Source organism: Shewanella algidipiscicola (assembly GCF_003605125.1).
GTDB lineage: Bacteria > Pseudomonadota > Gammaproteobacteria > Enterobacterales > Shewanellaceae > Shewanella > Shewanella algidipiscicola.
In genome coordinates, this window is the sequence record NZ_QPQT01000012.1 from 113,151 (window position 1) to 133,147 (window position 19,997).

The window sequence follows — 19,997 nt, forward strand, 5'->3', positions numbered from 1 at the left end:
AAGTTCATTTGTTGCTTATTCAGCTTAGATACAGGATTAACGCGTTATGCTTTAATTCCCCCAACACCACCTCCGTTGGCAAGGGGCAATCATCACTTTTTAGCCCGCATCCCCAAAGAGCGGGCCTTTTTTTATCTATACGCCCGCACCCCATCACCTACCGATTTAAGTTTCAGTTAAAAGTCTTGCTTCATCATAGAAACATTGCGCCACCAAACATAACAAAATAACAACTTAGGGCACAAAGATGTCCATAATGAAGGAAAGTACATGAGTCTTGATCAACAAGATGACTTAGAGAGTCGTACAACGGCTACCGAACAGCCATTGCAGCAAAGCGGATTATTTGTCCGTTTTTTAAATATCGTCGAACGCCTTGGTAATTTACTCCCCCATCCCATCACTTTATTTGCTCTATTCTGCCTCGCCGTCATCGTCATTAGTGGTATTGCTGGCTATTTTGAACTCACAGTCACAGATCCCCGCCCAGAAGGTGCACCAGGACGCAGTGCCGATGGCTTGATCCATGTCGTCAGCTTAATGAATGGCGAAGGTTTGCGAATGATAGTCTCGAATCTGGTGACGAACTTTACTGGCTTTACTCCGCTGGGTACTGTATTGGTGGCCTTGCTTGGGGTGGGCATTGCAGAGCGTTCAGGGCTGCTATCGGCAGCCATGCGTTCACTGGTCATGGGGGCTTCAAAGCGCTTAGTTACCCTAACCATAGTGTTTGCCGGTATCGTGTCAAATACCGCTTCCGAGCTGGGTTATGTGGTGCTTATCCCTATGGCAGCCTTGATTTTTCACTCCTTAGGCCGTCATCCGCTGGCCGGACTTGCTGCCGCATTTGCTGGGGTATCTGGCGGTTATAGTGCCAACCTGTTGCTGGGGACGGTCGATCCCTTGTTGTCGGGCATCACTGAAGCCGCGGCGCAGATGATTGATCCTGAGTATTTAGTTGGCCCAGAGGTGAATTGGTATTTCATGTTTGTGTCGACTTTTGTGATCACCGCTTTAGGGGCATTCGTCACCGAAAAAATTGTCGAACCTAAACTGGGGAAATACGATGCTAGCGAAGCCAGTATCGACCTAGGCGCACAAAAAATGGATGGCGTCAGCGCAGTAGAAAAACGTGGTCTTAAGGCAGCAGCCATCACCACTGTGGTGCTAGGTGCCATCTTAGCCTTGACCATAGTGCCGGAAAACGGGCCACTGCGTCACCCTGAAACAGGCTTAGTGGCAGGGTCGCCTTTCCTTAAAGGGATCGTCGCCTTTATCTTTATCTGCTTTGCCATTCCGGGCTTGGTATACGGCAAGGTGGTGGGCACCATGAAGCGCGACAAAGATGTGATTGACGCCATGTCTCACAGCATGAGCACCATGGGCATGTATATTGTGCTGGTGTTTTTTGCCTCGCAATTTGTGGCCTTTTTTAAATGGACCAATCTAGGTGCTGTATTGGCGGTTACTGGGGCCGATGCCTTAAATGCCGTTGGTCTTACTGGACCGCTGGTATTTTTGCTGTTTATTATGATGTGTGGGTTTATCAACCTGATGCTGGGCAGCGCATCGGCGCAGTGGGCGGTGACCGCTCCGATTTTTGTGCCTATGTTAATGTTGGTTGGTTATGCCCCTGAAACCATTCAGGCGGCTTACCGAATAGGCGATTCGGTCACTAATCTTATTACCCCTATGATGAGCTATTTCGGGCTTATCTTGGCGGTTGCCTCCCAGTATAAGAAAAACTTAGGCATAGGCACCTTAGTCGCCACCATGTTGCCTTACTCTATCGTGTTTTTTATTGGGTGGACCTGCTTCTTCTTTATCTGGGTATTTGCCTTAGGCTTACCCGTTGGCCCAGGTGCGGCGACCTACTATACGCCTTAATGGCTCAGCCTGTAGACCAACACGCCGGAGCCCATCCGGCGTGTTGTTATCATACGCTCACAAGAGTGTTTTTATCACATCTATCACCGACAACACCCGCTGTGGTAATGCCGACTTTCGTCTGTAACACAAATAGATAGGCTCGCTCACGGGGACAGATAAAGCATGCACCTTTATTAGCTCAGGCCGCGTAAACGCGTCAACCGCATAGGCTGGCAACACGGTAAAGCCTAAGCCACGACTCACCGGCTCGAGGATCTGGCTTATCTGGTTAGAAAAGCCGCGCGTTGACAAGGGCTCACTGTATTCAAACTCAGGATAATTGGCACCTAACAACAAACTGGCATGGTGCGCGCCATCGGGATGATCGATAAACCCCAACTGGGTTAAGCTTGCCCAAGTTAACGAGGGCGACTGCACTGGCGTCACCAGTAGTAATGACTCCTGCCCCACCTTGTGACTGTGTACTTCGCTTAAGGTCGGTTGCCGTGTCATTAAGCCAATATCACTATCGAGTTGGGCAATTGCCTGCTCAACCCCTGAGTTAGAGGTAAAGCGATAATCGAGCACCAGCTGAGGATGCTGCTGCTGTAAATCGAGTAGATCGGCATACAGCTTTAACCCCATGCTACCGGGCGACGTAACCCGCACTACGCCCGCAAAGGGAGGGTCTTGGCGAACAGCCTGTTGCAGCTGCTGCAGCGCCTGCAATATGCCGCCCCCCTGTTGGTAGAGAGTTTGCCCTGCGTCGGTCAGTGAAAACTGCTTGCCCTCACGCACTAACAACTGTGTGTCCAGCTGCTCTTCTAATTTACGCACATGCTGGCTGACGCCAGATTGAGTCATGTGCAAACGCTCGGCGGTACGGGTGAAATGCCCTAATTCCACCAAGGTGCAAAAACTTCGTAGCCAGATGGGGTTTATCATCACAAAATGTAATCAATTTTTCAGATGTTGATAACCTTACATTATTTGGCGTAATTTGTAAGCTACGCCTCAATTCCACCTTGCAATAGAGCGCGCCTACACCTTGAATGTCTGATACAAAAATGCCAACCCGTAAAGGTTGGCACTTTTATCTAACACATTGATATTATGCTTTAATGCCCGAATGTCTCAATAGGGCGTCAATCTTGGGTTCGCGGCCCATAAAACGTTTAAATAAGGTCATTGGCTCTAAGCTGCCGCCCATCTCTAAGATATTTTCTAAGAAGCTACGTCCGGTTGCCGCATTGAAGATCCCCTCCTCCTCGAAACGAGAAAATGCATCGGCCGATAACACTTCGGCCCACTTGTAGCTGTAGTAACCTGCCGCATAGCCTCCCGCAAAAATATGCGCAAAACCGTGTTGAAAGCGGTTAAAGTCGGCGGTGGGTACCACGGCCACTTGGCGTCGAACCTCATCGAGTTTGGCTTGAATTTGCGCCCCCACTTGCGGGTCATACTCATGGTGCAAACGAAAATCAAACAGCGAAAACTCCAACTGACGTAACATCATCATGCCCGATTGGAAGTTTTTCGCCGCCAGCATTTTATCGAGCAGCGCCTTAGGCAGTGGCTCACCCGTTTCAAAATGACCTGAGATCTGGGCTAATGCTTCCTCTTCGTAACACCAGTTTTCCATAAATTGACTCGGTAACTCCACCGCATCCCAAGGTACTCCGTTGATCCCGGACACTCCGGCCACATCAATTTGAGTCAACATATGGTGAATACCATGGCCAAACTCGTGGAACAGGGTCGTCACTTCATCGTGGGTGAACAGCGCAGGCTTACCCGCCACAGGGGCGTTAAAGTTACACGTTAAAAAGGCCACCGGATGCTGCAAACCATTAGCAGTTTGACGTCGTACACGACAATCATTCATCCAAGCGCCGCCACGTTTACCTTCTCTGGCATACAGATCTAAGTAAAAGCTGCCCCTGTGCTGGCCTTGCGCATCGTTTATGGTGAAAAAACGCACATCGTTATGCCAAGTATCAAATTCGGTTTGCTCTTCAACGGTTAAACCAAACAAACGCGAGACGGTATAGAACAGCCCAGACAGCACGCGGTCTTCAGGAAAATAGGGGCGCAACAACTCCTGTGAGATCTCATATCTGTGGTGCTTAAGTTTTTCAGCGTAATAGGTGAGATCCCAGGGTGCGAGCTCGCTCACGCCATATTGCTGCTTAGCAAACTCTGTCAATTCGGCTAATTCGGCTTCACCTTGGGCTTTTGAGCGTGTTGCCAACTCTTCTAAGAAGTCGATCACCTGTTGTGGCGACTGCGCCATCTTGGTGGCCAGCGACTTTTCGGCATAACTCTTAAAGCCCAGCAGTTGTGCTAGCTCGTGGCGTAACGCCAGGATCTCATCCATCAGTGGGCCGTTATCAAATTCACCGGCATTAGGGCCTTGATCCGATGCCCGCGTGACAAACGCGGTATAGCACTCTTGGCGCAGTTGACGGTTATCGCTGTAAGTCATCACGGGCAGATAAGAGGGGTAATCTAAGGTAAATAACCAGCCCTGTTGCCCTTTGGCTTCTGCCATGGCTTGGGCGGCAGCAATGGCCGACTCTGGCAGGCCGGCAAGCTCGGTCTCATCGGTGATCAATTTGCTCCACGCCTGCGTCGCATCGAGCAGCTGATTAGAGAAGCGACTGGTTAGCTCAGATAAACGCTTAACCAATTTGCCATATTGTTGTTTATCATCATCGCTCAATCCTACGCCCGACAACTCAAAATCACGCAGGCTATGCTCGATACTGGTTTGCTGCGCCTGAGTCAAGCTAGCAAATTCCGGCGATTCCTTAAGTGATTTATACGCCTGATACAGGCCTTGATGCTGGCCGACATAGGTGCCGTATTCAGACAACAGCGGCAAGCAAGCATCATGGGCAGCGCGCCATTCGTCGGTGCTTAACACCGCATTCATATGCGATATTGGCGACCAAATTTGGCTGAGCTCATCATCGACTTGCTCTAGCGGCGCAACAAAATTATCCCAGGTATATGGGCCACCAGAGGCCAATACTTCATCGATTTTACGACGACACTGTTCAATCCCATGCTCGACGGCTGGCTGAATATGCTCAGGTTTAATATGCGAAAAAAGCGGTAATTCCGCTTTGCTTAGCAAAGGATTGCTCATGTTATTTCCTCTAAAAATCGACAGATATACTTCACTAGATATGGGCGATGGGCGCGTGATTCAAGCCGCGGGAGCAAAACGCATACAAAAAGGCGCACCACACTCGCCCCCTAGCAGCCGACACACATCTATATTGTGATCTCGTTTGAAAAAGCGTTAACTCACCACGCCTAAAAGCATAATTGATAAGCCGCTCTCAAATACAACTTATTATCATTTGTGTTTAGTTTTTGCGGCGTTATTATTCGCCCCATTCTCGCTCTGTTTAGGCTAATCGGTAACATGAACCGCTTGACGACTCCGTTGATCACCGCAGTCTTGATGACTATCGGCACGCCTCTGCTCGCGACAGAGATGGCCTCTTCTGGCAGCGTCGATGATTTACATATTAACAATATCATCACCCACGATCCCTCTCCCCATAACGCTATCATCGACTTAGCCTGGGACAGTCAATATATCTCCCAGGGCCGTAATAATTTAAACGAAGGGGGCATTTACTGGGCAACTGCCGCTTGGCAACAGCAAGATATCACCCTGTATAGCACAGTTGGGCGCGCCGATAGCATGGCCTATATCGAGTGGAATCTCGGTCTAGAATACGCCTTGCCTCTTGGTGATCGCTTTGATGGCTCACTAGGCTACCAGCGCATCCAAGTCTATGGTGATGAAGAGTGCGCTGATAATGAGCTGTTTGCCTCGCTCAGCTACACCCATATTGGCTGGCTCACCCCCTCTATTGCCTATACCTACTCAACCGCAGCCGCCGGTTATTTTGTTGAAGCCAGCCTTCACAGTGAGTGGGCGCTTTCACCGCAACTGACCATCACCCCTTATGTCACCCAAGGCTTTGATGTTCAATATGTGACTGAAGCACATAATGGCCGTAACCACTTACAGTTAGGCGTCGAAATCCAGTATCAACTCAGCCCACAACTGACCCTGTCGAGCCATATTAGCCACACCTTGGCCCAGCAAGATATTAAACACCAAGTTGGCCCACATAGCGGCAACTTAGATCACACCTTTGCCGGCTTACACCTCAATTGGAGCTTATAGCATTCACTTAGCGCATATTGCGCCCTAGGCTAATCTCAACTAGTTTTAAAGCTGACATAAAGGCAAGGAACGCCTTTATCAGCCATGGGGGACAAGGAATGCCTAATGTTATCCGCTGCGCCATACTCACCTTTGTGATATTCAACGCCATTGACGGCCTAGCCCAAGCAGGCGAACCATTAAAACCGCTCCAGCCCGCAACGCCACCAGCAAGCACACCTATCACCTTGCCTGCAGACAGTGCATTAGACAGCGAAGGCAACCCTATCGTGATCCCAGGCCAGCACCGCAGTGCGCTGCATTATCGCGCCCAAGATCTGCCAACCACTAAGCAACCTAAATCCCAGCGCCGTGAGACCCGTAAAAAGCCCAAAAAAGATAATCGTCGACGCACCGCGCAGAGGCAACTGGTAGCCGATGATCCTAGTTGTCGTTGGCTGCATCAACGCATGAACCAATTAAAACGTAAATTACAGTCACAATCTAAACCCGAGTTTGGCTTTCATCGAGATGAGCTTAACATCCGCAAGAGCGAATGGGATTGCATGAAATGCGGAGCCGAGGGTCCCTCTGTGAGCGACTACCAAAAGTGCCAATACAAACGCTAATCTCAGCCTATTAATACCATCAAGCCAAAGCACTTACTCACTATATGGTCTTTGCATAAAGCCAAAAACGCCACTGGTTTGCCAGACAGTTTGCCCCTACAATGACCGCAATATGCAATCGTTCGAATTTGGAGATAATGATGGCTCAACACTTTGACTATATCTGTTTAGGCGCAGGCAGTGGTGGTATCGCCTCGGCAAACCGCGCTGCTATGCGTGGCGCTAAAGTACTGTTGATAGAAGCAAAAGCCCTTGGTGGCACCTGTGTCAACGTAGGCTGTGTACCTAAAAAAGTCATGTGGTATGGCGCTCAGGTCGCCGAAGCCATGCACTTGTATGCCAAAGATTATGGCTTCGATGTGGCAGTCAATAAGTTCGATTGGAGCAAACTAGTCGAAAGCCGCGAAGCCTATATCAAACGCATCCACGGCTCATACGACCGCGGCCTTGAAAATAATGGCGTTACCTTAGTGCGCGGCTATGGCCGCTTCGTCAATAACAACACCATCGAAGTCAATGGCGAGCATTACAGTGCCGACCATATCCTTATCGCAACGGGCGGCGCACCGACCATCCCAAATATTCCGGGCGCCCAATATGGTATCGACTCTGATGGTTTCTTCGCCCTCAACGAACAACCTAAACGCGTGGCCGTAGTGGGCGCGGGTTATATTGCCGTAGAAGTGGCGGGCGTGCTGCATGCACTGGGTAGCGAGACCCATCTGTTTGTGCGTAAACACGCACCACTGCGCAACTTCGACCCTATGCTAAGCGAAGCCTTAATGGAAAGCATGGCCAGTAACGGCCCAAGCCTGCACACCCATAGTGTGCCTCAATCTGTGGTCAAAAATGCCGACAACAGCCTTACGCTCACCTTAGAAAACGGCGAGCAATATGAGGTCGACACCCTTATTTGGGCTATTGGCCGTAAACCATCGACCGATAAAATAGACCTAGAACACACTGACGTCACCCTAAACGATAAGGGCTATGTCGTGGTCGATGCACAGCAAAATACCACAGCGAAAGGCATTTACTGCGTCGGCGATATTATCGAAGGTGGCGTCGAATTAACGCCTGTGGCGGTTAAAGCGGGACGTTTGTTATCTGAGCGCCTGTTTAATGGCATGACAGAGGCGAAAATGGATTACAGCTTGATCCCAACCGTGGTCTTTAGCCATCCCGCTATCGGCACCATGGGGCTCACAGAGCCAGAAGCTATCGCCCAGTTCGGTGAAGCCAATGTCAAAGTATACACCTCAAGCTTTACCTCTATGTATACCGCCGTCACCGCTCATCGCCAAGCCTGTAAAATGAAGCTTATCTGCGCTGGCGACAATGAAAAAGTGGTAGGTATTCATGGCATAGGTTATGGCATGGATGAAATACTGCAAGGATTTGGCGTCGCCATGAAGATGGGCGCCACCAAGGCCGATTTCGACGCAGTGGTTGCCATTCACCCCACCGGCGCCGAGGAGTTTGTGACCATGCGCTGATAGCCTAAGGCTAAGCATCGATTAATCCATGGCTAGTGGTTGAAAGGTTATGCCCTCGAGGGCATAACCTTTTTTATTGCGCCGCGCTCTGGTTAGGATAAGCCGAGCACCGACACCTTCCTACAAGCCGTTAAGCTAACAAGCAAAAAAACCTTGTTGTGACGACAAAAATAATTAGCTTTGCAGCTTACGACTTTGGCCCTAATGTCGCGTCCTTATTTTTAAGCAGTAACAGCAAACAATCGAATGATAAACAAAGCAATTGCAGCAAGATTAATCCGATTGGGTGATTTATCGCTATATTTAATCAACGGCAATAATCCTGCTAATGGTTAAATGTGTTACTGTTTGGTTAACATGCCATCATTACAATACATTTTATTCTTACCTGCTGATCTAAGTAGGAATTTTTTATACCTTAGGTAGCCTAAGGTCGCTATTAAGGAAACTAGGTATGCGCATCGCAATTTTGTCTAGAAACGAAAACCTTTATTCAACTCGTCGCCTAAAAGAAGCCGGAGAAGCTCGTGGCCATGAGGTCGATATTATCGACACGCTGCATTGCTATATGGATATCACCAGCAGCAACCCGACCGTACGTTACATGGGTAAAGTATTACCTCAATATGATGCGGTGATCCCACGTATTGGCTCGTCGATCACTTTTTACGGTACTGCCGTGGTGCGTCAATTTGAGATGATGGGCACATTTTGCGTTAACGAATCGGTTGCCATCAGCCGCTCACGCGACAAACTGCGTTCATTGCAGTTACTCTCGCGTAAAGGCATTGGTCTACCCCGTACTGGATTTGCTAGCAAACCCGATAAAATCAAAGATTTGATTAAAAATGTCGGCGGCGCCCCTCTGGTAATTAAGCTGCTTGAAGGCACCCAAGGTATTGGTGTGGTATTGGCCGAAACCACTAAGGCTGCCGAAAGTGTAATTGAAGCCTTTATGGGGCTTAAAGCCAACATTTTAGTACAAGAGTTTATTAAAGAAGCGGGCGGCGCTGATATACGTTGTTTTGTGGTGGGCGATAAAGTCGTTGCCGCCATGAAACGCCAAGCGGCCGAAGGCGAGTTTCGCTCCAATCTGCATCGCGGCGGTGTAGCGCAACTGGTGAAGTTAAGTAAAGAGGAGCGCGCCACGGCACTCAATGCTGCTAAGGCCATGGGACTTAATCTGTGTGGTGTGGATATTTTGCAGTCTAATCATGGCCCTGTGGTAATGGAAGTTAACTCATCGCCTGGATTAGAAGGCATCGAACAGGCGACCGAGAAAGATGTTGCTGGACTGATTTACGCCTTTATCGAAAAAAATGCCAAACCCAATGCCAACAAAACACGTGGTAAAGGGTAATGGATAACTCAGCCTTACACATTGCCGGAGTGGATATACTCCCTGGTGAGCAGCGTCAGTTGCAACTGCCCGTCGCTAGCCTGTACACCGACACCCAAGTGTCGATGCCAGTACATGTGATGCGGGGCAAAAAACCAGGACCTAAGGTATTTATTAGTGCGGCCGTGCATGGTGATGAGCTCAATGGTATTGAGATCATCCGCCGCTTGCTGCAACTGAATATCAAACTCACTAAAGGCACGCTCATTTTAGTGCCTATGGTCAATGTGTATGGCGTGTTAAACCAGAGCCGCTATATGCCGGACAGGCGCGACCTTAACCGCAGCTTTCCGGGATCGAAAAAAGGCTCACTGGCGGGGCGAGTGGCTTACACCTTTATCAACAGCATAGTGCGCCACTGTGATTATGGTATTGACCTGCACACTGGCGCGATACATCGCTCTAACTTGCCGCAAATTAGAGCAAATTTAGACGATGGCGAAACATTAACCTTGGCGCAAGCCTTTGGTGTGCCAGTTCTGCTCAATGCCAACGTGCGTGATGGCTCCCTGCGCGAAGCGGCGGTTAATAATGGCGCGCGAGTGTTATTGTATGAGGCTGGCGAAGCCTTACGCTTTGATGAGTTATCGATTCAAACTGGGGTCAGAGGCATACTCAATGTATTGTCCTCTCTGGGCGTGATGCGTAAACGCCGCTTACGGCAGAAAATAGCCCCCTTTGTGGCCAACCGTAGCGACTGGACGCGCGCCGCCGCCAGTGGTTTTGTGTGTGAATTTGCCAAGCTAGGCGCCTATGTTGAAGAGGGCGAGGTGTTGGCTGAAATCAACAACCCTATGGGCGAATTGATCCAGCAGGTGACCTCTAATCGCGCTGGCATCGTCATAGGTAAGCAAAATATTCCCTTGGTTTTAGAGGGGGATGCTATGTTTCATATCGCCTATTTTGGCAGTGCTGCCGATGAAGTGGTGGAGCATATCGAGATCATGAATGAGCAGATCACCCCTATCGCCACGCCCGTCATATAAACGCTCATCATAGCGGGTTAACGTTATCTTGTTAGGGATAAAAAACATGAAAAAAATCATTATCGGAAATTTAGAAATCTGCCACCTGCCAGACCTAGGTATTAGCGATCTGCAGGTGCGTATCGATACGGGTGCTAAGACATCATCACTACACGTCGACAACCTAAAACGTGTTAAAGTAGGCGGCCGTCCTTATGTCGAATTCGATCTGCATCCCGATGTATATAATTTGGAGCAGACGGTACACTGTAAGGCGCCAATGCATGACTCTCGCCGGATAAAATCCTCTAATGGTGAAGTTGAGCAGCGTTGTGTTATCCAGACGACACTGCAATTGGGTGATCATCAATGGCCTATCGAGCTGACATTAAGTAATCGTCAGGATATGACCTATCTGATGCTGCTCGGCCGCGAAGGGATGGGCGATCGTGTGTTGGTTGATCCGGCGCAGAGCTTTTTACTTAACTGCTAACCGAATCAATCGTTAATATCGCGATTCAGTAATATATTAGCAGAGTCGCTTTTACCTCATGTCGGTTATCATCGCCGACATGAAATGGCCAGTGCATTGGATAAAGGCAATACCATCAATGGACTGCAGCCTGTAGTACGCCATGGCGCATCGCCGCATCTTGGCCTGTCACTAGCTTGATTACAAGGATATTCCCATGGCAATGCCTGAACATGAGCCTCTTAGCGAAGAAGAGATAAGAGACGACCTATTATCTCGGGTCATCGACATTGTCAGCCATCCTGAAGAGCAGGAATCGGCCTCACTGGCCTTTATCAGTGATTATAGTGATGCCGATTTGGCTAATCTACTCGAATCCATCACAGATCAGTACCGTGCGGTCGTGTGTCGCTATATTCCAGCCGATCGCGGCTGGGGCATCTTGCACCTGCTGCATTATGAAACCGCTCGTCATGTGCTCGATATTCTAACCGAAGCGCAGATGCAAGAGCTGCTCAAGCGCATCACAGAAATTGACGTACTCACCTTCGCCGAGATCTTACCCAGCGAAGTGGTCGAAGATTATCTCGAGCAGCAAGAATCCCTCACCATAGAGCAGATGCAACAAGCACTGAGCTATCAAGATGAGGAGGTAGGACGTTACCTCAATAATGATATTTTACGCTCGCGCCCCACGGCCCCCGTGAGAAGAGTATTAGAGCGCATCGAAAAATATCCCGAACGTGATTTTGTTGGGGTTTATGCCGTCGATGCCCAAGGCGAATACCAAGGTGCATGTACCATAGAACAGCTTCGCCACGTGGCCCCGAGTACGCCACTGGCTAATATTATTGTAGAGGTCGACCCTATCAACGACGATCAAGATATTACCAAAGCGGCTCAACATCTTAATCCCGTGACTGGCTTTGCGTGGCATCCGGTACAAAAAGAGGGCAAGATCATTGGCGCGATAGCTGTGTCCATTTTGATGCAACGCCTCAAAGAGCGTAGCTTAGAAGTGCTAGCCTCTGAAACGGCGCAAGATGAAGAAGATCTGTTTACTCCGGTTACCGTCGCCGCCAGAATGCGCGCTATCTGGTTAACAACCAACTTGTTAACCGCCTTTTTAGCCTCTTGGGTCATAGGCTTATTTGGTGATGCGCTGCAACAAGTTGTGGCTCTGGCTATATTAATGCCAGTTGTCGCCAGCATGGGCGGTATTGCTGGTAGCCAAACCTTGGCAGTGGCGCTACGTGGTATTGCACTTAACCACTTAAAACGCAGCAACTTAAAGCTACTACTCGATAAAGAACTTAAAATAGCCGCCTTCAATGGTGTGTTGCTGGGCGCGTTAATTGGGGTGGTGGTGAGCTTTTGGTTTAACTCGGTACCGCTCGGTGGCATTATTTTTGTCGCCATAGTGTTTAACAGCTTGGCTGCGGCCTCGTCGGGCACAGTGATCCCCTTTGTACTTAAGCAGATGAAGATAGATCCTGCCGTTGCGGGCTCGGTGATTTTAACCACAGTAACTGATGTGGTCGGGTTCTTTATCTTCTTAGGCTTAGGCAGCTTATTACTGTTACCTTAACCGTCGAGACTTTGCCGTGGGTGAGGCGTATTGCCCGTGGCAAAGCATCATCGACCAAGCAGAGCTTAATTAAAAAGATATTAAGTAAAATTGAATCTTAAAATAAAGCTTATTGAATTTATTAGAGCCTAAGTGCTGGTTATACTGCGATAATCACACTAGAACTCGATCACCTTGTAGATGAAATCTTTGTTTAGCCAACTCCTTGACCAGCCTTCACGGCTAATTTTTATACTGTGCGCCTTGCTTTGTTTAACTCCGGTTATCTCTTCACCTATCGCCTTAGTGCTGGGCTTTACATTAGCGAGTCTTGGCTTAGTCCCATCCCAATGGGATATCGGCGCACTGACTAAAAAGCTGCTGGCTTATTCCATCATAGGCTTGGGTTTTGGCATTGAGCTTGAAACGGCGATCAGTGTCAGTCTCGACAACCTCGGCTTAATCCTAGGTTCGATTATATTCACCTTAATCTTGGGCACCCTGCTCACTCGATTACTCAAGCTAGACCACAAGCTCGGCCATATGATTGCCGCCGGCACCGCCATCTGTGGTGGTAGCGCCATTGCCGCAGTGTCTCCGGCCATTAAAGCCGACAGCCAGCAAACCGCTCTGGCGCTAGCCACCGTATTTGTACTTAACTCGGTGGCGCTGTTTCTGTTCCCAGCCTTAGGCCACCTATTGGAGATGAGCCAATATCACTTTGGTGTATGGAGCGCTATCGCCATTCATGACACCTCCTCTGTGGTCGGTGCGGCTTCTGCCTATGGTGATGAAGCCTTAGTCACCGCTACCACCATTAAGCTGGCACGCGCCCTGTGGATAGTACCACTGGCATTAATTAGCGCCATGGTATTTGGCGGTAACAAGCGCAGGGTATCTGTGCCGCTATTTATTGTGTTTTATTGTGTTGCCATCGCTATCGCCCATTATCTCCCCCAAGGGCAGGTGGCTTATGAGGCCATCTTCATGTTGTCAAAGCGGGTACTGGTTTTGTGTCTGTTTTTGATAGGCGCAGGGATCACCCTGCGTAAGATGCGTCAAGCGGGTGCCAAGCCGATGATATTAGGTTTACTGCTTTGGGTCGCAATTGGGGTCGGTTCGTTACTGTATATCATTCACTTTAGTTGAGCCGTTGATTCGCCACACTAAGGCTAAAATAACCACCAACGCTCCAATATCAATAAGGGCGCGAGTCAGGCCACTGGTGAGCACTGAGGCCATCACGAAGACGCCACAACAGATGATGAGCAGCCACTTTTCCATCTTGCCTCCGCTGGGCGTTATGTTGAAGTGGCCATTATTTATCGGTATCTAACATTCGCCAAATATCGATTATTACTAACAAATAGCTGGATAAGCTAACCAGCCGCACTGCCGGCGATATCCAGTGGCCTTAACATAAGAGGTTACTGACGTAATCGCGCTAAGAGACGGGTTAATAGAAGGGCGTCGGGTCGACACCTAAGCTGCTGGGCGAGAGCCCACGTTCGATATGCACATCCTGTTTTAATAGATCCACCATCACCACATCTATGTAGTGTTTATGGGTGTTGGAATAGAAACACTTAAGCACGGGATGCAGGGCATCGCGGTCTTTCGCATCCCATACTATTCCCACGCGGCCATCAGACAGTTGCACCAAAGAGCCTACTGGGTAAATACCGATACAGCGAATAAACTCATACACTAATGCCTCGTCTAAATGAAACGGGGTTAAGCTGAGTAGGATCTTAAACGCCGCGGCCGGACTCATCGCCTCTTTATAGCAACGGGTGGCGGTAAGCGCATCGAAAATGTCGACAATACAGCTCATGCGGCCATGCAGGCTTATCTGCTCGCCAGCAATACCATTGGGGTAACCTTTACCATCGAGCTTTTCATGGTGCATTAAACAAACATCACGACTGATTTGTGACAAGCCTTGCGTTTCTGCCAGTATCTCTTGGGCAAATACCTGATGTAGTTTCATATGCTCAAACTCTTCAGGCGTGAGCCTTCCTGGCTTGTGAAGAATCTTGTTGTCGACCTTCACCTTGCCAATATCATGCAAGATCCCGCCCACGGCCAACTGTTTAAGCACATCGCGTTCAAGGGCCAAATACTTACCAAAGGTCACTAATAAAAAGGCCACATTGATAGAGTGTTCCAGCAAATAAGCATCTTTAGAGCGCAGCGCTGAAATACATTTAAAGGCATCGGCATCCAACATGACTGACTCAATCATGTTCTCTGCTAAATCTTCAAACGGCTCAACGGTAACCGCCTTGCCTTCAAAGGTTTCAGACAAGACTTTCTGCACCAGATCTTTCGCCTCGGCCATCAAGCGTTTAGCTTTCTCTTGCGACTGCTCACGACTGACTTTTTTAACGACAGGTGGAGAGGGGGTCTGTGTGGGTTCTACTGTATGAGGTGTTAAGCCACAGCTGGGGTCCGAACGATTGGCGTCGACCCACACATATTTGATGTTGTTTTTATTTAACTGATTGATAGCTTCTGTGCTTTTAATCTGCCCGGGATGGGCGATATTCACTAGACCTTGCCGCTCTATTGCCGTGACGTACATGCCAATAGACAAGCGCCGCACCGCAATTTTGATTATGTCCGCTTTATTGACCACTCATTCACCATTTGCACCAAGCCATACGGCGAGCTATCCAATCACTGTTCAGTCTAGTACGAATCATGCCTAACGAGGACAAATTCACAACATAAAGCTCTTAACGGCGCCATGGTATGCTGAGTTAAGTTAAATCTCCATAAGTTTTTTTGCATAATGTATTTGGTACAGCTGCCATATGAGTCACGCTGCAAATTTAGCACTACCGAGGCTTACGATCGATCCGATTAAAGCCTCATAGACTCATACAGGCCGCACGCTTAGCGCGGTGCACTCAATCGCGCCCACTAACCAACGACGGCGAGCACAGTTGACGCAAGAGCGCAGCTGATCATCGACCTGTTCATCTTCATCGTCGGCGATAAAGTGCTGGCACTGTGCCGCAATATGGCGAGTCGCTTGATAATTATCCCCCTCAACCGCTAGCTGCCAACGCCCCTGATGCAGACTAAAATACTGTGTCATAGCGGCTCCATTAATAATGCTTCAGTTGTTGTTTTAGCGCGTTGCGCCAAACACCCTCTTGCTGATACACCAACAGGCAAACTTGATGTTCGCGGTACACGGCCTTCACCTTACCTGACAGTTGCAACGGCGTTTTAAAACACAGTGGCTCACCGCTGTCGGTTAGCACACAATCGACGCCTGTTTGCTCAATGGCCTCGGCAACCGACAGTTCCACCATACCAGCCTCCAGTCCCGGGAGCTTAAATTGCCCCTTGATCCGGCCATCATTACCTTGTAACCGCAGCCCTAAGCCTGCCATGGCACCAATTACACCTTGGCCTGTGCCGCCATGCTCACTTAAGTGAATGCTCTGCGAATGCGCCAACGCATAAGCCTCGGCCTTGGTTTTCACCTCTTTCTTAGCCGCCAGGCCAAAGTCGATTAAGGCTTGATGATCGCAAGCCGCCTGAAGATCCAGCAAGGCGATACCAGGATCAGACGCTGGCGCACATTCTTGCTGTAAGTGTTTAACGGCTATCTCTAGGATCTGAGCCTGACACAGAGGCGTTCGCACTTGAAAACACATGGCACTATTGTGTGAGGTATAGGGAATATCTGGATGGACAAATAACTGATGGCGAGTCACAAACGCGCAACGGCTAGGCTGTCCTGCCGATAATTTGAAGGCAATTTCTTCGGCGATCTCTCCTGTGCCTTTAGTGCCAATATCATCGGTATCATCGATACAGACCAACCAAGACGCTAACCCCTGTTGACGTTCCATACTTACAGCTCCTCACGGTCTAACAGATCATGACTTCTCAAACGTTGCAATACTGGGGGCACCAATAACGCCGCCAGTATTGCAAAAAAACTACCAAACACTAAACTTTTACCCAGTTGCAATAACACCACCTCAAAGCTCAGTCCCACTAAAACATCCTCAATCGTCCCCTTACTGGCCCATGCAACTGTCCCTACCAAGGCTAAAATAATGCAGCGCCATCTAAGCGCCAGCACGGTCGGCAACACCAGTAGACACAGATCCATGGCGGCGGCCGGCAAGGCAAATTTAAGCACGATAAATGGCCCTCCTTTACCGACGCTCAACATCATCGCCATTAAGCCTGCCAAGACACCACACACAGTGATCGCACCTTTTTTACCGACGGCGCCATAACAGATCAGGTAAAAAAAAGTCATCAAAAACATCGAGTGTCCGGTCAAGCCTAACTTGAGTCGCAGCATCCCCTTCAAGGCCACCAAGAGCGTGGCGCAAAAACCGATAAAAAGGGCATCGTGCAGCGTGAAACCTTTATTTTGCATGTAATTTAATCTCATTAATCAGGCCAATGGGTCGGCTTATGGTGGACACCAAAGCGACGCAATTTAGCGGCTAAGGCCATCTGTTTAGACAGCTTTAGCAGTTGAATTAATAACGGGTAGAGCACGCAATAAATCAACTCGCCCCAATGTTTTGGTCGACACAAGGCTTTGGGCGTAATGTTCGCACCACGCATCACCTGCATCTGATAAGTATCTTTCACCTCCAAGCCAATTCGTGGCAGTAAACTGAAACAGGCTGCCATCACGAAGGCCCATTTATGCGGCATACACCAACTCAACACCTCGCCAATACGTTGGGGAGCGCAAGTTATAGATAACCACCAGCCGGGAATGATCGCCAGTAATATGCGTATCACCGCCAGCATTGCCTCATCTATCCGCTCGCCACCATGCAATAACAAATAAAGCGCACAGGTGATCGCCAGCTGAGTCGTAAACAGCAGGAATAATCCTTTAACACCGCCACCCAAATAACGCCCTTGGAGTAACAGCACGCCATTAAACAGTGCGATAAAGGGTAGGTATTGATTGGGTACAAAAAAAGCACAGCTCGAAAGACACAGGCTTAACAAGATACACAAGGCGCACAACTTAGGGTTTTTAACGATAAAGTGCTGTGCCGTGTGGCTGTCTGCCGACACCAAATGACGTTGCTTCTTCCCCTGCTTAACCCACACGAGAATAGGCCTCATTCTGAGTCAGTCCATCACCCGCGAAACATTGCATGCGCTTATCGCTAATGTGCCACACCTGATCGATAGGCAATAAATCCAACGGTCGATGGCTAGCCAACACTATGGCGCAGCCCTGCTCACTCAGGGTTAAAATTAACTTGGCCACCTGACAGAAAAAACCGCTATCGAGCCCTGCAAAGGGATCGTCCAACAGCAAAATTTGTGGCTGCAAACAAGCCAATGACGCAAGCGCGACTAAATGTTGCTGCCCATAAGAGAGTTGGTGAGGCGATTGAGAAGCCAGCGCCGACAAGCCTAATCTGGCGAGCATTTGCGGTGCACGTTCAAGCGGCAACCCATAACGTTTTAAACTAAATTGCATCTCTTCGATGACACTTGACTCAAATAACTGCCGGCTCGGACGTTGATGTAATAGTGCCAGTTGATGCCCATACACGCCTAACTTAGGACGCTGATTTAGAACTGAAATACCGAGATTACCCACATCGGCCTGAATACCGGCTAAACATTTAAGTAAGGTACTTTTACCTGTGCCATTATCACCCGTTAAGGCCACGATTTCACCAGGATACAAACGCAGAGCGGCACTTTGAAACAATAACGGCTGACCGCTAAAACCCACCTTAAAAGGCTCAGCATGGATAACCGGCGCCTGCATCGCAGACGCATTAAGCTTCGTCCGCCCGCCAGTAATACCAAGCAGCGCAGGCTCAAGCTCGGCATCATTCTCCTGATAAGGATGTAATTGCCCAGCATCAAGTAGCCACCTGTGGGTCACGCAACTCGAAAAGGCACGCTTATGATGCTCAACAATCACAATTGCCATACCGGACTGTTGCAGCTGCGCGAGTAAGACGGTGAGTTCCTGTACCCCTTGATTATCGAGCTGCGCCCACGGCTCATCGAGCAGCAATATATCGGGTTGCAGTACCAACTGCGCCGCAATCATCAGACGGTATCTTTGTCCTAACGACAGGGTTTCGATGGGGGTTTCTAAGCTAATAAACAGCCCGACTTTACGCAGAGCTTGGCTCACTTGGGCGTGCATATTTGTGGCGGCCACCCCTAAGTTTTCCAATGCAAATGCCACCTCGGCACCTAAGGTTTGTCGCAGCAATTGCACATTAGGATCTTGCATCACAACACCTAAGCATAGCTGCGGCGCGCAATGACGTTCGCCCGCAAAGGGGCGCTCCATAACGCCTAAGATCAGTTTTAACAGGGTCGACTTACCTGAGCCGGTATGACCATGGATCATCTGGCAATCACCTGCATTGAGAGTAAAATCAAGATCGTCAAACAGCGGCTTAGCCGCTGTTTGATAATGAAAACTGATTTGTCGCAATTGAAGTAACTGCATCAGAGCAATTTAATCTATATCTGCCAGTTGATGCCCAAGAACACCTGTCTACCCGCTTGAGGTAAGCCCTCGCTCTGGTAGTAGTGTTCATCAAGCAAGTTGCTGGCGCGCAGATACACAGATAACTTATCCCCCATGATGGGCTGAATTAAGTTGAGATCGACTAAGGTATAGTCGGCTAAGTCTTGCTCAAGCAACACTTTCTGCCCCGCAACCTTTTGTTGCTGTTGGAACACCTGCCCCATGATGTGCTCAATATTAACATTGATACGCATAGCAAAAGGCAGTTCGTAATCGGCTTGTAGTCTTAACTGGTGGCGCGGACGATACTCTAAGGTTTCTAGCCCAGGTGCCGCATCCTTATCTTCACTATCGAGGAAGCTATAAGCCAATGTCACAGCAAGCTTATCGATACTTTGGTTACGCAGCGACACATCGACGCCTGTGAACTGGTAGCGCCCCATGTTTTGGTAAACGCCATCCTTACCTTTAGCAATATAGTTCTCGGCATCGGTGTAGAAGCCCGCAATATTTAAGTCGGTGTTATAACCCAAACCTTGATCGAGACTCAGCTCAATATGCTCAGAGGTTTCCGCTTGCAACGCCTCATTACCCGAAGATAAGGAATACAGATTACGCATCGATGGGAAGCGTATTTTACGTGCAATCCCCAAATTCACCCGTGTCGCATCTAATACTTGCCAATAACCCGCCACCTGCGCCGAATAATCGGTTTCGTCGTCTTGCACGCGATCTTGCTGATGCAATGCTGCACCAACTGTTGCGCCAAGGTGATCTTGTTGATACTGATACTCGAGCGCCGCGGTGTACATCCATGAAGCATCGTCAAAAGTCTCACCCGAGCCGCCTGAGCCGTTACCACCGCCTGTACCTGAGCCGTTACCGCCGCCTGTACCTGAGCCG

General features: G+C 49.2%; 19 protein-coding genes and 1 pseudogene. 9 read left to right on the plus strand and 11 right to left on the minus strand.

The features are described 5' to 3' along the window. Positions 1-270 precede the first annotated feature (270 nt). A complete protein-coding gene (locus DVO77_RS14110) occupies positions 271-1,887 on the plus strand; it encodes an AbgT family transporter (protein WP_119978778.1) in 1,617 nt (538 codons plus the stop codon). A gap of 57 nt (positions 1,888-1,944) precedes the next feature. Here DVO77_RS14110 and DVO77_RS14115 read toward each other — a convergent pair whose 3' ends face one another. Both DVO77_RS14115 and prlC read right to left on the minus strand, forming a co-directional pair. After that, entirely contained in the window at positions 1,945-2,814 is an 870-nt protein-coding gene (locus DVO77_RS14115) for a LysR family transcriptional regulator (protein WP_119978779.1), read from the minus strand. Between the two features lie 166 nt (positions 2,815-2,980). After that, positions 2,981-5,020 carry an oligopeptidase A gene (gene prlC, locus DVO77_RS14120; RefSeq protein WP_119978780.1) on the minus strand — a complete coding sequence of 680 codons (2,040 nt, stop codon included), beginning with the start codon at positions 5,018-5,020 and terminating at the stop codon, positions 2,981-2,983. 282 nt (positions 5,021-5,302) lie between these two features. On the opposite strand from prlC, the gene DVO77_RS14125 reads away from it, so the two are divergent. The 8 genes from DVO77_RS14125 (at position 5,303) to DVO77_RS14160 (ending at position 13,735) form a co-directional block, all read left to right on the plus strand. Continuing rightward, positions 5,303-6,079 (plus strand): hypothetical protein, encoded by a 777-nt coding sequence (locus tag DVO77_RS14125; protein ID WP_119978781.1) that lies wholly within the window; start codon positions 5,303-5,305, stop codon positions 6,077-6,079. Between the two features lie 98 nt (positions 6,080-6,177). Beyond that, on the plus strand, positions 6,178-6,687 hold the full coding sequence (locus DVO77_RS14130; RefSeq protein WP_119978782.1) for a hypothetical protein: 510 nt from the start codon (positions 6,178-6,180) through the stop codon (positions 6,685-6,687). A 140-nt stretch (positions 6,688-6,827) separates the two neighbouring features. Then, the gene (gene gorA / locus DVO77_RS14135; RefSeq protein ID WP_119978783.1) at positions 6,828-8,183 is read left to right on the plus strand and encodes a glutathione-disulfide reductase; all 1,356 of its coding nucleotides are present in this window, start codon (positions 6,828-6,830) and stop codon (positions 8,181-8,183) included. Between the two features lie 454 nt (positions 8,184-8,637). After that, positions 8,638-9,543, plus strand: a complete 906-nt coding sequence (gene rimK, locus DVO77_RS14140; protein WP_110458364.1) for a 30S ribosomal protein S6--L-glutamate ligase — start codon at positions 8,638-8,640, stop codon at positions 9,541-9,543. Continuing rightward, positions 9,543-10,568, plus strand: a complete 1,026-nt coding sequence (locus tag DVO77_RS14145; RefSeq protein WP_119978784.1) for a succinylglutamate desuccinylase/aspartoacylase family protein — start codon at positions 9,543-9,545, stop codon at positions 10,566-10,568. The genes rimK and DVO77_RS14145 overlap by 1 nt, the downstream gene beginning before the upstream one ends. A gap of 46 nt (positions 10,569-10,614) precedes the next feature. Then, positions 10,615-11,040 (plus strand): ATP-dependent zinc protease family protein, encoded by a 426-nt coding sequence (locus DVO77_RS14150; protein WP_110458366.1) that lies wholly within the window; start codon positions 10,615-10,617, stop codon positions 11,038-11,040. Positions 11,041-11,236: 196 nt separating this feature from the next. Beyond that, positions 11,237-12,607 carry a magnesium transporter gene (locus tag DVO77_RS14155; RefSeq protein WP_110458367.1) on the plus strand — a complete coding sequence of 457 codons (1,371 nt, stop codon included), beginning with the start codon at positions 11,237-11,239 and terminating at the stop codon, positions 12,605-12,607. A gap of 180 nt (positions 12,608-12,787) precedes the next feature. Then, entirely contained in the window at positions 12,788-13,735 is a 948-nt protein-coding gene (locus tag DVO77_RS14160) for a YeiH family protein (RefSeq protein WP_110458368.1), read from the plus strand. On the opposite strand, the gene DVO77_RS19060 is transcribed toward DVO77_RS14160, so the two are convergent. From DVO77_RS19060 to DVO77_RS14195, 9 genes and pseudogenes are all read right to left on the minus strand, one after another. After that, positions 13,709-13,870, minus strand: a complete 162-nt coding sequence (locus DVO77_RS19060; RefSeq protein ID WP_162924196.1) for a hypothetical protein — start codon at positions 13,868-13,870, stop codon at positions 13,709-13,711. The two genes, DVO77_RS14160 and DVO77_RS19060, sit on opposite strands and share 27 nt — an antisense overlap. Before the next feature lie 172 nt (positions 13,871-14,042). Then, on the minus strand, positions 14,043-15,224 hold the full coding sequence (locus DVO77_RS14165) for a cyclic di-GMP phosphodiesterase (protein ID WP_259650873.1): 1,182 nt from the start codon (positions 15,222-15,224) through the stop codon (positions 14,043-14,045). A gap of 243 nt (positions 15,225-15,467) precedes the next feature. Further along, on the minus strand, positions 15,468-15,689 hold the full coding sequence (locus DVO77_RS14170) for a hypothetical protein (protein WP_119978785.1): 222 nt from the start codon (positions 15,687-15,689) through the stop codon (positions 15,468-15,470). Positions 15,690-15,699: 10 nt separating this feature from the next. Then, positions 15,700-16,455 (minus strand): DNA-binding protein, encoded by a 756-nt coding sequence (locus tag DVO77_RS14175; protein ID WP_119978786.1) that lies wholly within the window; start codon positions 16,453-16,455, stop codon positions 15,700-15,702. A gap of 2 nt (positions 16,456-16,457) precedes the next feature. Then, positions 16,458-16,997 carry a core component of ECF transporter gene (locus DVO77_RS14180; protein WP_110458371.1) on the minus strand — a complete coding sequence of 180 codons (540 nt, stop codon included), beginning with the start codon at positions 16,995-16,997 and terminating at the stop codon, positions 16,458-16,460. 14 nt (positions 16,998-17,011) lie between these two features. Beyond that, positions 17,012-17,710 carry an energy-coupling factor transporter transmembrane component T gene (locus tag DVO77_RS14185; protein WP_110458372.1) on the minus strand — a complete coding sequence of 233 codons (699 nt, stop codon included), beginning with the start codon at positions 17,708-17,710 and terminating at the stop codon, positions 17,012-17,014. Continuing rightward, a complete protein-coding gene (locus DVO77_RS19445; protein WP_428842894.1) occupies positions 17,685-18,539 on the minus strand; it encodes an ABC transporter ATP-binding protein in 855 nt (284 codons plus the stop codon). The genes DVO77_RS14185 and DVO77_RS19445 overlap by 26 nt, the downstream gene beginning before the upstream one ends. Positions 18,540-18,617: 78 nt before the next feature. Next, a pseudogene (locus DVO77_RS19450) lies at positions 18,618-19,073 on the minus strand (ABC transporter ATP-binding protein); the annotation flags it as partial. A 14-nt stretch (positions 19,074-19,087) separates the two neighbouring features. After that, positions 19,088-19,997: TonB-dependent receptor domain-containing protein (locus tag DVO77_RS14195; RefSeq protein ID WP_119978788.1), on the minus strand; the 910-nt coding region annotated here is incomplete at its 5' end.

What these genes read in the sequence shown, in the direction of transcription:
- DVO77_RS19060 (WP_162924196.1), bottom strand. Translation starts at nt 13,870, where the DNA reads ATGGAAAAGTGGCTGCTCATCATCTGTTGTGGCGTCTTCGTGATGGCC.
- gorA (WP_119978783.1), top strand. Translation starts at nt 6,828, where the DNA reads ATGGCTCAACACTTTGACTATATCTGTTTAGGCGCAGGCAGTGGTGGT.
- DVO77_RS14145 (WP_119978784.1), top strand. Translation starts at nt 9,543, where the DNA reads ATGGATAACTCAGCCTTACACATTGCCGGAGTGGATATACTCCCTGGT.
- DVO77_RS14185 (WP_110458372.1), bottom strand. Translation starts at nt 17,710, where the DNA reads ATGAGGCCTATTCTCGTGTGGGTTAAGCAGGGGAAGAAGCAACGTCAT.
- DVO77_RS14170 (WP_119978785.1), bottom strand. Translation starts at nt 15,689, where the DNA reads ATGACACAGTATTTTAGTCTGCATCAGGGGCGTTGGCAGCTAGCGGTT.
- DVO77_RS14110 (WP_119978778.1), top strand. Translation starts at nt 271, where the DNA reads ATGAGTCTTGATCAACAAGATGACTTAGAGAGTCGTACAACGGCTACC.
- prlC (WP_119978780.1), bottom strand. Translation starts at nt 5,020, where the DNA reads ATGAGCAATCCTTTGCTAAGCAAAGCGGAATTACCGCTTTTTTCGCAT.
- rimK (WP_110458364.1), top strand. Translation starts at nt 8,638, where the DNA reads ATGCGCATCGCAATTTTGTCTAGAAACGAAAACCTTTATTCAACTCGT.
- DVO77_RS14125 (WP_119978781.1), top strand. Translation starts at nt 5,303, where the DNA reads ATGAACCGCTTGACGACTCCGTTGATCACCGCAGTCTTGATGACTATC.
- DVO77_RS14130 (WP_119978782.1), top strand. Translation starts at nt 6,178, where the DNA reads ATGCCTAATGTTATCCGCTGCGCCATACTCACCTTTGTGATATTCAAC.
- DVO77_RS14175 (WP_119978786.1), bottom strand. Translation starts at nt 16,455, where the DNA reads ATGGAACGTCAACAGGGGTTAGCGTCTTGGTTGGTCTGTATCGATGAT.
- DVO77_RS14150 (WP_110458366.1), top strand. Translation starts at nt 10,615, where the DNA reads ATGAAAAAAATCATTATCGGAAATTTAGAAATCTGCCACCTGCCAGAC.
- DVO77_RS14115 (WP_119978779.1), bottom strand. Translation starts at nt 2,814, where the DNA reads ATGATAAACCCCATCTGGCTACGAAGTTTTTGCACCTTGGTGGAATTA.
- DVO77_RS14160 (WP_110458368.1), top strand. Translation starts at nt 12,788, where the DNA reads ATGAAATCTTTGTTTAGCCAACTCCTTGACCAGCCTTCACGGCTAATT.
- DVO77_RS14155 (WP_110458367.1), top strand. Translation starts at nt 11,237, where the DNA reads ATGGCAATGCCTGAACATGAGCCTCTTAGCGAAGAAGAGATAAGAGAC.
- DVO77_RS19445 (WP_428842894.1), bottom strand. Translation starts at nt 18,539, where the DNA reads ATGGCAATTGTGATTGTTGAGCATCATAAGCGTGCCTTTTCGAGTTGC.
- DVO77_RS14180 (WP_110458371.1), bottom strand. Translation starts at nt 16,997, where the DNA reads ATGCAAAATAAAGGTTTCACGCTGCACGATGCCCTTTTTATCGGTTTT.